Consider the following 14,222-nt stretch of genomic DNA (forward strand, 5'->3'; position numbering starts at 1 on the left):
TCTTGAGCCTTCAGGACCCGTCATGAACAAGCCTGTCACCGATCTTCCCGTCGTCCTGCCGGCGGGCCCCACCGCCGATCCGGCGCAGTGGAAGCCGCTGTTCGATCATATCGGGGTCGGTGCCTCCGAGCGGGAGCTGAAACGCATCCTGCCGCTCGAGGCGCTGGACCTCCTGCGCAAGGCGCGGTTCGGCGCGCTACGACTCGCCAAGGCGGACGGCGGGGCTGATGCCAGCTTTCGCGAGGTCTACAAGCTGGCGCTGGAGCTGGCGGCGGTGGATGCCAATGTCGCCCACATCTTCCGCAACCACTTCACGGTGGCCGAGCAGTTCACGCGGCTGCCGGAGGGCGACCGGGCCCGCGCCTGGCAACAGGCGGTGCGCGAGGGCGCGCTGTTCGGCCTCGCCAGCACCGAGGCGGGCTCCAACCCGGCCGGCGGCGTGGTGCCTGACACCCTGCTGACCGCCGACGGCGAGGGCTTCCGCCTGAACGGCGTGAAATACTACTCCACCGGCACGCTGTTCGCCGATGCCATGCTGGTGCGCGTGGGCACCACCGACGGGCGCGTCGCCTCGGTCATCATCCCCACCAGCCGTGAGGGCCTGGAGGTGGTGGACGACTGGGATGGCGCCGGCCAGCGCCTCACCGGCTCGGGCACCACGCGCTTTCACAACGTGCGGGTGGAGGCCGACGAGGTCATCTTTGACACGCCGGACCGGGGCTATGGCCTCGCCTATTCCAACACCCAGGCGCAATTGTTCCTCACCACCGTGGTGGCGGGCATCGTCAAGGGTGTTCTGGCCGACGCCATAGCCCTGGTGAAGCGACGCAAGCGCTCGTTCTACTACGCCCCCACCCCGCAGCCGGTGGACGACCTGCTGCTGCAGGAAACCATCGGCAAGATCGCCGCCAATGCCTTTGCGGCCGAAGCCATCGTGCTCGCCGCCGCCGATGCCCTTGGCCGCGCCAGCGATGCCCGTGAGCGGGGCGAACCGGCGGAAGCGCTGGGCGCGGTGGCTGCCCGCGCGGCGGCCGAGGCCAAGCTGGTGGTGGACGACCTGGCCCTGCGCTCCGCCTCGCTCCTGTTCGAGGTGGGCGGCGCCTCCGCCACCGAGCGCAGCGTCAATCTCGATCGCCATTGGCGCAACGCCCGCACCATCGCCGCGCACAACCCCGCGAGCTATAAGGCCCAGGCCATCGGCGCGCTGCTGGTGAAGGGCACGCCGCTGCCCGCCAAGGGGTTCTTCTGACCCGATTGCCGTCCCTCGGCCCGTGTTCCCCAGGCCGAGGGTTCATGCCGTACGCAGGTCACCACGGCCCGTGAGCCATGCTCACGGGCCGTGGTGACGGCGAGCACTAGCTCCGGCGCCACGGGAGGGACGCGCATGGGGCGGGCAGGCGCCGGTGCGCGGCGCCTGTTCCATCGGAAGCGATGATGCCAAACAAACCCCTCGGGCGGTGGTCTGCCGGGGCACGGGCGGTGCCGCAGGCGTGCCGGCGGGTCTCGCCGGGCCGGCATGGGCGCGCGACCTTGCCGTGCTTCCCGATTCTTATACCATCGGCCCCGGTCTTCGGCTGGTGCCAACTAGATCCGCTCAAGCGCCGCGCGGGCTTGACCAAAGGCCCATGAGTCACGCTCATGGACCTTTGGTATTATGCCATCGGTCTCGGTCTTCGGCTGGTGCCAACTGGATCCGCTCAAGCGCCGCGCGGGCGTGATCAAAATCCCATGAGTCAAGCTCACGGGCCGTTGGTATGAGTGGGGTCGGAATGCGTGAGGCGCGGGTCGCGGACGTGTTGGCCGGGCTGTGGTGCAGCATGCGCGGCCGTGGGAGCCGCCAGTCTGCCCGAAGCGCAGGGCTCCCGCCGGGTCGCGAGGCGGGGTGACGAAGCTTCGGCCGGGGCGCCCTTTTCTCGGCAGTCGCGGCGGCGGGGCCGCTGTTCACCGCATATGTCGGCCAGCCATCGACAGGGGCGTCCTGTCTGTTAATGGCTGGCCGGATCGCGGGCAGCGCCGCCGCCGGATGGCGCGGCGTGTCGGTCCGCGATCAGCGCAGGCCGAAGCCGAGGGCGGCGAGGGCGTCGCGGATGCGGTCACGACCGCTCAGGGCTTCGGCGCCGCGCACGCGCGTGAGGGCGGCGCTGGTCCAGCCCACCTGCGGCAGGTTCTGGCCCTGCTGGAAGGACTTCAGCGTGTCCTCATAGGCTTCGAGGGCGTCGGCGGGGAGGCTGGCATCGTAGCGCTCGCGGTGCACGACCAGGCGTTGCGAGAGGCGCGGCTTGACATCCGCCGGGCGGGCCGGATCGGGATAGCCCACGCACAGGCCGAACACCGCGAGCACGTTGGGCGGCAGGCCGAGCAGCTCAGCCACCTCCTGCGGCCGGTTGCGCAGGGCGCCGATATAGACCCCGCCCAGCCCGAGGGATTCCAGCGCCACCAGGGCGTTCTGTGCGCCCAGGGCGGCATCGATGATGCCGACGAACAGGGTCTCCAGGAACGACAGCGCCTCGGTGGGCGCCCCGGCGCGCCGGCCGATCTCCTCCAGCCGGGACAGGTCGGCGAGCCACACCAGCACCAGGGGGGCCTCGATCACATGCTTCTGGCCGCCGGCAATCTCGGCAAGGCGGGCCTTGGTCTCCGGACGTTCCACCGCCACGACGCTGAAGGCCTGGAGGTTGGACGAGGACGGCGCGGACTGGGCCGCTGCGGCCAGGGTTTCCAGCAGTCCCGCCGGCAGCGGCTGGCTGGAGAAGGCGCGCACGGTGCGGTGCGCCAGCAGGCCGGCGATGGTGTCGGTGAGCAGGATGGCGGGCGGGGCTTCCCTGGCGCCGTAGCGGGCGACCAGAAGGTCATGCGCTGCGGCGGCGGGGGTGGCCTCGGCGCGGGCGGCGGAGGAGGTGGGGGGCATGAAACGGTCTCCGTGGCGGGGGATGGGGCGCCGGGTCAGGCGCCCGCCGTGGCGGGGATGGGGGCGGCCTGCGCGACGCGGAAACGGGCGCCGGGATGGGTGTCGTGCAGCAGGGCGCCCCGGCCGGGGAAAAGCTTCTGGCGCAGGGTACCTTCGCCATAAGCGGTCTTGTAGACGCCGCGAGCCTGCAGTTCCGGCACCACCAGATCCACGAACGCTTCCAGCGTCTCGGGGGAAACCAGGCGGTTCAGGTTGAAGCCGTCCACGTCCGTCTCCTCCACCCAGGAGATCAATTCGTCGGCCACCTCCTGCGGCGAGCCGACGATGAATGGCGCGCGCGCACCGGTCGCGGACAGGCTGGCGAGGTCGCGCACCTTGAGCGGAACGGCGCTGCGCAGGGTGATGTTCTCCAGCGTCGACTGGATGGCGTTGCTCTTCACGTAGGATACGGCCTCGTCCGGGTCCAGCCCGGAGAGATCGACGCCCGTCCAGCCCGACAGCAGGGCGAGCTGGCCGGCGGTGTCCACATAGCGCGCATAGTCGGCAAGGCGGGCCTCGGCCTCCGCCCGGGTCGGGGCGACGATCACCGTTGCGCCGGCGAACATGCGGATGTCGTAGGGGTCGCGGCCGGCGGCCTGGGCCTCCTGGCGGATCGCCTTGACCGATTCGGCGAGGATCGGCTTGGTCTGGCCCTGCAGGAAGATGCCCTCGGCGTGGCGGGCGGCGAACAGGCGCCCCCGGCCGGAGGTGCCGGCCTGGAACAGCACCGGCGTGCGTTGGGGCGAGGGCTCGGTGAGCTGGATGCCGTCCACCTGGTAATAGGGGCCATCGTGGCGGATGCGGTGCACATGGGCGGGGTCGGTGAACAGGCGGCCGGTGCGATCGCGGTGCACGGCCTTGTCCTCCCAGCTGCCTTCCCACAGCTTGTAGACGGCGTCGAGGAAGTCTTCCGCGGCCTCGTAGCGGGCGTCGTGGGCGCGGTTGGCGTCGAAGCCCATGCCTTTGGCGCCGCTCTCCAGGTAGCCGGTGACGATGTTCCAGCCGACACGCCCGCCGGTCAGGTGGTCGAGCGTGCCGAAGCGGCGCGCGAACTGGTAGGGGTGCTCATAGGTGAGGTTGGCGGTGACGCCGAAGCCGATGTGCCGGGTGGCGTGGGCCATGGTGGGCACCACCAGGGTCGGATCGATCTGCGGGGTCTGCGCGGCCGAGCGCAGCGCCGCGTCGGGGCTGGCGCCGAACACGTCATAGACCCCGAACACGTCGGCGATGAAGATGCCGTCGAACAGGCCGCGCTCCGCGGTCTGTGCCAGCTTCACCCAATAATCCAGGCGGTTGTAGTCCGCCGCGGTGTCGCGCGGATGCGACCACAGGCCGGCCCAGGTGTGGCCGGGAGAGGCCATGTTGAAGGCATTGAAGCGCAGTTCCCGGGGGCGGCTCATGGCAGGCTCCTCATCTCAGGGTCCTCACGGCAGGGGTGGTCCGGCGCGGCGGGGCCGGCGCGTCAGCTGTAGAGCGGGGTGGGGGTGATGGTGCCGTTGAGGGCGTAGTTGCCGACCTCGCGGGCCTTGTAGACCACCGGGTCATGCAGGGTGTGGGTGCGGATGTTGCGCCAGAAGCGGTCGTAGCCATAGGCGCTGGCGGTGGCCCGCGCGCCCATCAGCTCGAACACCTTCGAGGTGATCTCCAGCGCCGTGCGGCTGGAATGGACCTTGGCCGCGTAGATGGCGGCGGCCGCGAGGTTGCGCTGGTCGGGCGTGATGGCATTGCCCAGGGCGACCGCCTCCTCGAAGCGCGCACCGGCCACGTCCACCAGGGCGCGGGAGGCGCGTAGCTCCACGTCGAGGGTGCCGTAATGCTCGAGGATGTAGGGGTCGTCGCTCGCCTTTGCGACGCCGGAGGCCTGCCACGGGCGGGAGACGGTGCGGATGTAATGATTGGCCTCGTCCAGCGCTCCTTCGGCGATGCCGAGGTAGAAATTGACGATAAGCAACTGGTGGAACGGCACCACCAGGCTGGTGCGCGGCGGTGGCGGCGCGGCGGGGTCGCCCAGCAGTTCGTCGGCGGCCACGGCGACCGCCTCGAAGGTGATGGTGCCGCTCTCCGACAGGCGCTGGCCGAAGGCGTCCCAGTCATTGCCGTGGGTCACGCCAGCGCGGTCCCCGGGCACCACCAGCACGGCGAAGCCGTCGCCCAGCTCGGCGCGCAGGGTGATGCGTTCCGCCAAGGCCGCGTTGGAAGCGAAGGTCTTGCGGCCATCGAGGCGGAAGCCACCTTCCACCGCGGTGAGTCGCGATTCCGGATCGCGCGGGTTGGAGGCGCCGCCCCAGAACCATGTGTGCGCCACCGTCTCCCGCGACAGGCGCTCGGCCTGTTCCGGGCTGGCCCGCCACAGGGCATTGGTGAGGTGGAGATAATGATAGGCCAGCAGCTGGGCGATGGAGGCATCCGCCCGGCCGATGATGCGGGTGACCAGCAGGGCGTCGGTGAAGCGGCCGCCGCCGCCGCCATGCTCCACCGGCGAAAGCAGGGCGAGCAGGCCGGCGTCACGCAGCAGGCCGAGTTCGCGGTGGGGGGTGCGGCCGGCGGCGTCGCGCGCCGCCGCATCGGGCCTGAGCGCATCGGCGACGTTCTGGGCAACGGCGATCCAGTCCGCCGCCGCCAGGGGGCGGGCCGGGACCAGGGGCAGGACGGCGGAACGGGTGGGCGCAAGTGTCATCACGGAAGCTCCTGGGGTGAGGGGCGGGCGGCGCGGGGCGCTCACCAAGCGGGCAGGATGGTTCCGTTGAACTTGGCCTTGATGAAATCCTTCACCGGCTGCGAGCGGTAGATCTCGATGAACTGCTTGATGCTCGGATCGTCCTTGCGGTCCTCGCGGGCGGCGAAGATGAGCGTGAAATAGGGCTTGGCCGCAGCATCCGTGGTCTCCGCCACCAGCGCCTTGTTGAGGTCGAGGCCGGCGAGATAGGCATAGTTGGAGGAGACGAAGGCGGCCGCCACATCATCCAGGGAGCGGGGCAGCTGGGCCGCGTCCAGCTCCACGATCTGCAGCTTCTTGGGGTTCTCCACCACGTCGAGCACGCTGGCATTGAGGCCGGCGCCGGGCTTCAGCTTGATGAGGCCGGCCTTTTCGAACAGCAGCAGGGCGCGGGCGGCATTGGTGGGATCGTTGGGAATCGCGATCTTGGCGCCGTCCGGGATGTCGGCGGCCTTGGTGTATGTCTTGGAATGGATGCCGGCCGGGACCAGGATCGATTCGTCGAGGGCCACCAGGGTGTAGTTGCGGGCCTTGATCTGGTTGGCGAGGTAGAACTTGTGCTGGAAGTTGTTGAGGTCGATGTCGCCGGCCTGCAGCGCCGCATTCGGCTGGTTCCAGTCGGTGAACTCGATGATCTCCGCTTTCAGGCCCTGCGCGGCGGAGAGGCGGGCCGCCTCGCGCAGGATGTCGCCGTAGGGGCCGGCGGAAACACCCACCTTGAGCGGCTTGGCTGTGGCGGGCGCCGGGGTGGCGCTCTGTGCGCCGGCGGCTGTGCCGAGGGCGACGAAGGCGAAGCCGGAGAACGCCAGGGCGAGAAAGCGGGAGCGGGAGAAGAGCGTCATGGGTCCGTCGGGGTCTGGGCCGGCGCCGGCCGGCGTGGAGGGCGAAACGCCCGGTCGATCAAGAATAGACTAACTTGATTGAGTTAGTAAATTAAAGATCGAAGCGCACGGGTTCCGGATGTGCGCGCTGTGTGCCGGCGACTTGAGGCGCGAGGGGCCGTCCGGGTGGCTCTCGCGCGCCGCCGAGGTCGGCGCGCGGTTCCGGCGCGCTCAGCCCGCAGTGACCCTGCGGTTCCAGGGCGCGCGGGCCAGCAGCAGGCCCATGCCGCAAAAATCGGTGATGCCGGCGAACACCAGGCCCGCGCCGACGAAGCCGGACAAGGCGATGAAGGCCGGGTGCACCAGCCACGCCAGCAGCGCGCCGATGAGCACCAGGGCACCGGCGACGATGCGCACCTGCCGTTCCAGGCTGATGACCTTCACGGCGCCCCGCGTTACCGGATAGCCGGCGGCGGCCCAGGCGGAGGTGCCGCCCTCCACCACGGTCACGGCGCTGAAGCCCGCTTTCTCGAACGCGGCGGCGCCGCGCCTGGCGCGGTTATCGGTGCGGCAAATGACGTGGACCCGGGCGGCGCGCGGGGCGATGCCGGCGCCGTCGAGGGCCGCCGGGTCGAGGCTGTCGAGGGGGACGCTCCGGGCCTCGGGCACGTGCAGTTCGCCATATTCGGCGGGCGTGCGCACGTCGATGAGCACCAGACCCGGGTCGCTGGCGATCCGCGTCCGGAGGGTGTCGATGGAGATGACTTCGGCCATGTGGGCCTCCCGTTTCAGCTCTGCGGCGGCACCTGGCGCACCGCCTGGTCCCTCCGGGTTCCCCCGGCGACGGGGGCAGGCGCGGCGCGGACCTTTGAATGCCGCGTACGGTGATCGCGGGGCGGCGCCGGCGCAAGGCGCGCCGAAGACGCGCGGATGCCGGGCGCGCTGCTCAGATGCCGTCGCCGAACATCTGGTCCATGCCAAAGGCCGGGGCCTTGGAATTGGAGGCGCCGATGACCTTGGCCGGAACCCCGGCGACGGTGCTGAACGGGGGCACGTCGTGCAGCACCACGGCGGCGGCGGCAACGCGCGAGCCCTCGCCCACCTTGATGTTGCCGAGCACCTTGGCGCCCACCGAGAGCAGCACGCCGCGCCCGATCTTGGGATGCCGGTCGCCCCGGTCCTTGCCGTTGCCGCCGAGGGTGACCGACTGGAGGATCGAGACATCGTCCGCGACGACGGCGGTCTCGCCGATGACGACGCCGGTGGCGTGGTCGATGAACACGCCGGTGCCGATGCGGGCCGCCGGATGGATGTCGGCCTGGAACACCTCGGAGATGCGGCTCTGGAAGTTGAGGGCCAGGGTGCGGCGGCCATCGGCCCACAGCCAGTGGGCGACGCGATAGGCCTCCAGCGCCGCCAGGCCCTTGTAGTAGAGGAAGGGGTCGAGATAGCGCCGGCAGGTGGGGTCGCGATCGTAGATGGCCCGCAGGTCCTCGGCGAAGGCGGTGCGCAGCGACGGGCGCGCCCGCAACGCCGCCGAGAAGATGTCGCGCACCGCGAGCCGGCTGAGGTCGCCGCCGCCGAGGCGATGGCCCAGGCGGTAGGCGAAGGCGCTGGCCAGGTCCGGCTGGTCGAGCACCGTGGACTGGAGCACGCCCGCCAGCAAGGGCTCCTCGTCGAGCGCGAGGCGGGCCTCCTGGCGCAGGCGGGACCAGACTTGCTGCTCGCCGTCGTTGGCGACGAGGTCCAGGGCGATGTTCATGTCAACCTCCCGTCCATGGGGTGGCATCCCGATGGGGCTTTCGTCCCGCAAGCCGCGTTCCGGGGCGTGGCCGTCCCTTCGGCATTCCGGCCGGCGGCGGGCCCGGTCCTGCATGGCGATCACCAGCGGATGCACCGTCATGGTCTTCAGACTCCGCCTTGAGGCCGGTCCGCGGCTAATTCCGAGGAGAGCAAAGCAGGGGTATCGCACGTAGTCAATAAATTCAATTGAATTTATATACAAATGAGGAAAGCATAGGGTGGTGATCCCATGAGGTGCTCCGATGACCGCCGTCGCATCCCTGGCGCCGCTCGCCGTCTCCGGCCTTCCCCGCGCCCCTTTCCCGCTTCTGTCCGCCGCCCTGCTGCGCCAGCGCCTGTCGGCGCCCGGCGAACTGGCGGTCGTCGATGTGCGCGAGGCGGGCGCCCGCGCCCGGGAGGGGCACCTGTTGCAATCGGTGCCGCTGCCCCTGGGCCAGATCGAGCTGAGGGCAGGCGTCCTGCTGCCGCGCTTCGGCGTGCCGGTGGTGGTGACCGATGGCGGAGACGGCGGCGCGGCGGAGCGGGCGGCGTGGCGCCTGTCGGACCTGGGCTACAAGGACGTGTCGATCCTGGACGGGGGCGCGGCGGGCTGGGCGGCGGCCGGCGGGGCGCTTTATACCGGCGCGAACGTGTTGTCGCGGGCGCTCGGCGCGGTCGTGGCGCAGTCCGGGGCCGCTCCGGGCCGCCGACCGGGCGCGCGCCGCGTTCGGGGCGATGCGGTCGTCGGTCGGGCCGTGGGCGCGCGGGCGGTGGAGCGCCGCTTGCGCGCCGCCAGCGCCGCCGGGGCCTGCGCCCTGGCGGGCACGGGGCGCGCCGGAACCGGGGATCTGGCCGCGCGCTTCGGCATCCAGACCCTCGACGCCGCCGGGCTGAGGCGGTTCGAGGCCGAGCGTGGCGGTCGGTGCCTCTATCTGTTGGATGTGCGCAGCCGCGCGGAATATGAGGCCGGGCATCTGCCCGGCGCGCTGTGGGCCGAGGGTGGGCGGCTGATGCTGGCCGCCGAACGGTGGATCGGCGCGCGCAACGGCCGCATCGTGCTGGTGGATACCGCCGGGGGGCCGCGCGCCGCCGTCGCAGCGTCCTGGCTGATCCAGCTCGGCATCGGCGATGTCCATGTCCATGTCATGGATGAGCGCGCCTCCGACCTGCTCCGGGGGCCGGAGCGGGCGCCGGTGCTCGGTGCTCCGAGCGCGGTCCCCCGCATCGGTCCGGCGCGGCTGAAGCATCTGCTCGACCGCGCCGCGGTGGTGGTGCTGGATCTCGACACCAGCCTCGCCTATGCCCGGGGCCATGTTCCCGGCGCCAGGTTCGCGGTGCGCTCGCGCCTGCCGCAGGGGGTGGAGAGGCTGCCGCATCGACCGGTGGTGCTGACCTCGGCCGACGGGCGCCTGGCCGCCTTCGCCCGCGCCGACCTGCTGGGCGCCGGTCGGGAAGTGTGGGTGCTCGAGGGTGGAACGCAGGCTTGGCGCGCCGCCGGCTTTCCGCTGGAGGTGGGCGCGACGCATCTCCTGCATGCGCCCGACGATGTCTGGTCCGGCGCCGTGGCCGGCGGGCGGCCCGTGGCGCGCCGGCGGGCCTGGGCGGGGGACATGGACCTCCTGCGGCGCATCGCGCGCGATGACACGCTCACCTTTCGGCTCTGGCCCTGAGCCGTGGCCAAGGCGCGGCGGCCAGCCCCTTCGTCCGGGCGCCCGCCGCGACGGGTGCCCGCCGCGACTTGCCGGACCGTCCAGCAGTGACGAGGGCGGCTGTTCTTGTGCCGGCGCCCGGCAAAGTCCTCAACCTCGCGCGTGGCGTGATTGGTCAAGGGGGCGAGGGGGAGCGGGAGGGGCTCGGCCCGGGGCTGAGGTGCGGCCTGCGGGCGGCGCAGCACCAAGACGCATCCTCGGCCCCGCTGCAGGGCCGGCTCGAGGGCTATGGTCTTGAAACCGCGCCGCCGCGCCCTGCGCGGCGGCGCTGGCCATCATTCCGCGGCTTGCGCCGGCGCCGCGAGGGCGGTCGCATAGGCGTCGCGCGGCAGGTCGCCATCTCCCACGGGTGCCAGGAAGCGGGCGAGGTGCAGGGCCCGGTCCTTCACGAACAGGTCGCGGCCGATGGTCGCCACCAGGCGCGGCACATTGTGGCGCAGGCTGGCGATGTCGCCCACCGGGCGGCCGGTGCTGGTCATGGCCGAGAACGCCAGGAAGTGGATGTCGTCCAGGAACGGCGCGGCGCCGGCGTCCCGTGCCACCAGCTGGAAGCCGGGGCCGAGGTAGGGGGCGGCGGCCAGGGCCTCGTCGTCGGCGTTCGCGGTGTCCACCTTGTCCGACCAGCGGGCGATGGCGGGGGCGAAATCGGCGAACGCGGGGGTGAGGCGCGCGTCGGCGTGATAGCCGGTGCCGAGCAGCACGAAGTCCACGTCGAATGTCTCGCCCGAAGCGAGGGTGACGCGCGCGCCGGCGCCGTGCGGCTCGGTTTTCGCCCAGGCGGCGCCGAGATGGATGCGAAAGTTCGGGAAGGCCACCGCGCGCTTCACCGCTGGCACGGGGGGGAAGGAGGCGCGGCGGCGGAAGTGGTGCATCACCGCCCAGCGGTCGGCGTCGGGCAGGGCATGAAAATGCTCCCAGGCGCCGAAGAAGGAGAAGGGCTTCATGGCCGAGCTGCGGGCGAGATCCTGGCCGCGGGCGAACAGGTGCACCTGGCGCGCGCCCGCTTCCAGCACCGCCCCGGCGGCATCGAAGGCGGAGGCGGCCGAGCCCAGGATCGCCACCGTGCGGCCCTTCAGTGCCTCAGGGTCGAAGGCGTGGGTGTGGGCGTAGAGGGGTGCCGGCAGGCCCTGGCGCACCACGTCGGGTACCAGCGGGCCGCCGGTGCTGGCGATGCCGGTGGCGAGCACCAGCTTGCGCGTGGTTTCGCTGAAGCGCGCATCGCCGGACGAGAAATGCAGCCGCAGATGCCCGTCCTCGGGCTCGACGCGCTCCAGGGTCACGCCGTCGCGCACCGGGATGCCGGCGGCGGCGCGGAACCAGTCCACATAGTCCGCCCACACCGTGCGCGGCACCGCCGGCAGCGCCGCATAGGCGTCGCGGCCAAAGGCGGCCTCATACCAGGCCTGGAAGGAGAGGCTCGCGAGCCCCAGCTCCGGGCCCGGCGGCACCTTGGGGGTGCGCAGCACGCTCATGCGCGCCGGTCCGCGCCAGATGCCCGCACCGCCGGCGGGGGCCTGGTCGATGACGCTGACCCGGCCGATGCCGGCGCGGCGGAGGCCGAAGGCGATGGACAGGCCGCTCTGCCCGGCGCCGACCACCACCACGTTATGGTCGATGCCGGCTGGAGGCGGCACCCAGTCGGCGCCGGTCTCGCCGATGCGCTCGAGGTCGCGGCCCGCCTCCGCGACCAGCTCTGCGAGGGCCTGGTGGTTGGGGGTCAGGATGTGCGGCGTGGTCATGAAAGCCTCTCTGGGGATGGAATGCGGGAGCCGCGTCGGCTCAATGCAGCTGCTCGAACAGGGTGGAGAGATCGTCCACGCCCTCCAGCCGCTCGATGCGCTGGATGAGCGCCTCGATGCGGCGCTCGGGCAGGGCGGCGCTGCCGGAGGAAAAGCCGTCGATGAGCTTGGCATAGCGCTCCGCCTCCGGCAGCGGGGCGTCGGCGCTGCCGGGAAGGCTTTCGACACGGGCGTGGAACCGGCGTCCGTCATGGGTTTCGAGGGCGACGTCGGCGGGAGCGAGGGGGCCGGAGCGGGTCTCGTCCACCCGGACCGACAGGCGCTCCACCACGTTTGCCACCCGGGGGTCGAGCACCGCCGCCGGCGCCAGGTCGCCAAGCTCGAAGCCGCCGCGCAGAAGGATGGTGGCGACGCCGTAGCGCACGTTGAACTGAGCCGCCAGCTGGGGCGGCGTCTGGTTCACGCCCTTCGCGCCGGCCGTCGGTGCGAAGGGCCCACCCACCAGGCGGGCCATTTCGGCGGAGAGCACGATCTCACCCCGCGCCACCGCGTCCGCGGTGAGGGCGTGGGTGGTGACGATGTCGGTGGCGGCCTGAAGCGCCGCCTGGCTGCTCGCGCAGGCGGGAAAGCGCCTGAGCGTGGTCGCTGTCAGGTGAAAATCCGTGCCGAAGCCGGCCAGCGCGACCTCCGCCGCCCCTTGCTCGAACAGGGCGAACAGCCCGTAGGGTCCCTCGAACGCCGCCTGGGGCCCGGTGATGCCGAGCGCCGCCAGCTCAGCTGAGGTCACGCCGTCGCGGGCCGCGAAGGCTGCTTGCAGGCGGGCGGTCAGGCTGTGCTCCAGATGACTCTGGTGCGTGCCGCCGGCCTGGCACAGGGCGATGCCGAGGGCGTTGTGGGTGCGCCGTGGATCGAGGTCGATCAGGCGCGCGGCGGCCAGCGCCGCGCCGAACACGCCGGCGATGGAGGTGGGAAACCAGCCCTTGCGGGTGGTGCCGGCAGCGGCGAGGCGGATCGCCAGCTCGGTGCCGAGGGCGAGGGCGGTGATGAGTTCGCGTCCGCTGCGGCGCTGCTGCTCGGCCATGGCCAGCGCCGCCGGAACCACCGTGGCGTCGGCATGGATCTGCCCGCAGAGGCTGTCGAAATCGAGCGCCGCGGCGAGGGTGCCGTTGAAGAAGGCGGCGATGGCCGGCTCCCGGCGGGTGGCGCGGTGGGTCCACAGGCTGGCGTGGCCCGGCCCGCCGCGTAGCGCCAGCGCCCGTGCCGCCGGAACCCCGGCGGCGTCCCGTGCGGCCCAGGCGACCGCGAGCGTGTCCAGCAGGGAGCGCTTGACGCTGGCCACCACCTCCGCCGGCAACTGGGCGTAGCCGATGCCGGCGGCCACCTCCACCATGGCGGCCGTCACGTCGGTTCGGGGGAGGGCGGGCGGCGTGCGCTTCACCGAAATGTACATGGCGGTGCCTTTGCGGGGGAAGTGGCGCGCGACGGCGCGCTCAGTTGCCGCCGGTGGTGGCGGCGTTGAAGGCGCGATTGAACTCGACGTTCACATCGATCTTCTTGGGGATGGCGCCGGCCTCGAACAGGATGTCGGCGATCTTCTGCTCGCGCTGCGCCAGCGCGTCGTCCAGGGGCTGGAAGGTGGCGTTCTGGTACAGGGCTGTCAGCTTGGCGCGGGTCGGCGTCTGCTTGACCTTGTCGATGTAGATCTGTTCCACGGTGTCGAGATGCTTGCCGTACCAGTCCCAGTGGGCGCGGACCCGGGCGAGGAAGTCGGCGAGGGCCGCCGTCTTGGCCGGGTCCTTCAGCACGTCGCCGCGCGCCGTGAACACGTTGAGGGCGGGGATGGCGAGGTCGTCGCTGGTGACGATGACCTTGGCGGTGCCCTTCTCGATACCTTCCGCCACCGGCGCGATGGAGCCGGAATAGGCGTCCACCCGGCCGGAATTGAAGGCGGCGGCGGTGGCGTTCTGGTCGCCGAGCTGGACCGGCTCGTAATCCTTCGGCGTCAGCCCTGCCTTGAGGCCGGTGAGCACGTATTGCAGGTAGTTGAAGCCGCCGAAATTATAGGCCCACTTCTTGCCGCGCAGGTCGGCGGGGGTATTGATGCCGGCGTCGGCCCGCGCCACCGTAACGATCGGCGGGTATTTGGCGTCGGTGGCGCGCCATCCGGCGACGATCTGCAGCGGCGGGTTCTCGGCCTTCCAATCCTCCTTGGCCTTGCCCTGCTCGATGATGAGCGAGGTGTCGCCCATGTGGCCGACGTCGATGTTCTTGGAATAGAGCGCGGACAGCTGCGCGGCGGGGCCCGGCAGGATGACCCATTGCACCTCGTAGGGGGCGCCCTCGAGCACCTTGGATGCCTCGACCGTGGAGGGCACGGTGAGGTCCTGGTAACCGACAAGCAGTTTCACCTTCTCGGCCTGGGCGAAGGCGGGGCCGGCGGCAAGCACAAGCGTGGCGGCCAAGACGAGGCGGCGGGTGAGGGACGGCAGTGTCACGAAGAAAGGCTCC

At 71.4% G+C, this 14,222-nt stretch carries 11 protein-coding genes; 2 read left to right on the plus strand and 9 right to left on the minus strand.

Translation table 11 applies throughout. From position 1 onward, the window contains the following. The first annotated feature begins 22 nt into the window (after positions 1–22). Entirely contained in the window at positions 23–1,249 is a 1,227-nt protein-coding gene (locus tag V5F53_RS21390) for an acyl-CoA dehydrogenase family protein (protein ID WP_393995665.1), read from the plus strand. A gap of 798 nt (positions 1,250–2,047) precedes the next feature. Here V5F53_RS21390 and V5F53_RS21395 read toward each other — a convergent pair. The 6 genes from V5F53_RS21395 to cysE form a co-directional block, all read right to left on the minus strand. Then, positions 2,048–2,908, minus strand: a complete 861-nt coding sequence (locus tag V5F53_RS21395) for an NADPH-dependent oxidoreductase (protein WP_393995666.1) — start codon at positions 2,906–2,908, stop codon at positions 2,048–2,050. Positions 2,909–2,943: 35 nt separating this feature from the next. After that, positions 2,944–4,347, minus strand: a complete 1,404-nt coding sequence (locus tag V5F53_RS21400; protein ID WP_393995667.1) for an LLM class flavin-dependent oxidoreductase — start codon at positions 4,345–4,347, stop codon at positions 2,944–2,946. A gap of 62 nt (positions 4,348–4,409) precedes the next feature. After that, positions 4,410–5,624, minus strand: a complete 1,215-nt coding sequence (locus V5F53_RS21405) for an acyl-CoA dehydrogenase family protein (protein ID WP_393995668.1) — start codon at positions 5,622–5,624, stop codon at positions 4,410–4,412. A gap of 41 nt (positions 5,625–5,665) precedes the next feature. Continuing rightward, a complete protein-coding gene (locus V5F53_RS21410; RefSeq protein ID WP_393995669.1) occupies positions 5,666–6,505 on the minus strand; it encodes a MetQ/NlpA family ABC transporter substrate-binding protein in 840 nt (279 codons plus the stop codon). A 210-nt stretch (positions 6,506–6,715) separates the two neighbouring features. Beyond that, complete coding sequence (locus V5F53_RS21415) at positions 6,716–7,258, minus strand: rhodanese-like domain-containing protein (protein WP_393995670.1); 543 nt, start codon at positions 7,256–7,258, stop codon at positions 6,716–6,718. Between the two features lie 172 nt (positions 7,259–7,430). Continuing rightward, on the minus strand, positions 7,431–8,246 hold the full coding sequence (gene cysE, locus V5F53_RS21420; RefSeq protein ID WP_393995671.1) for a serine O-acetyltransferase: 816 nt from the start codon (positions 8,244–8,246) through the stop codon (positions 7,431–7,433). Positions 8,247–8,529: 283 nt separating this feature from the next. On the opposite strand from cysE, the gene V5F53_RS21425 reads away from it, so the two are divergent. Next, positions 8,530–9,936 (plus strand): rhodanese-like domain-containing protein, encoded by a 1,407-nt coding sequence (locus V5F53_RS21425; RefSeq protein ID WP_393995672.1) that lies wholly within the window; start codon positions 8,530–8,532, stop codon positions 9,934–9,936. A 314-nt stretch (positions 9,937–10,250) separates the two neighbouring features. On the opposite strand, the gene V5F53_RS21430 is transcribed toward V5F53_RS21425, so the two are convergent. Genes V5F53_RS21430 through V5F53_RS21440 form a run of 3 tightly spaced genes read right to left on the minus strand, consistent with a single transcriptional unit; the run spans position 10,251 to position 14,209 of the window. Then, the gene (locus tag V5F53_RS21430; protein ID WP_393995673.1) at positions 10,251–11,714 is read right to left on the minus strand and encodes an FAD-dependent oxidoreductase; all 1,464 of its coding nucleotides are present in this window, start codon (positions 11,712–11,714) and stop codon (positions 10,251–10,253) included. A gap of 40 nt (positions 11,715–11,754) precedes the next feature. Then, positions 11,755–13,164 (minus strand): MmgE/PrpD family protein, encoded by a 1,410-nt coding sequence (locus tag V5F53_RS21435; RefSeq protein ID WP_393995674.1) that lies wholly within the window; start codon positions 13,162–13,164, stop codon positions 11,755–11,757. Between the two features lie 40 nt (positions 13,165–13,204). After that, positions 13,205–14,209: an ABC transporter substrate-binding protein gene (locus V5F53_RS21440; RefSeq protein ID WP_393995675.1), complete on the minus strand. Its 1,005-nt coding sequence runs from the start codon at positions 14,207–14,209 to the stop codon at positions 13,205–13,207. Positions 14,210–14,222: the final 13 nt, after the last annotated feature.

The organism is Xanthobacter cornucopiae (genome assembly GCF_043195065.2).
GTDB lineage: Bacteria > Pseudomonadota > Alphaproteobacteria > Rhizobiales > Xanthobacteraceae > Xanthobacter.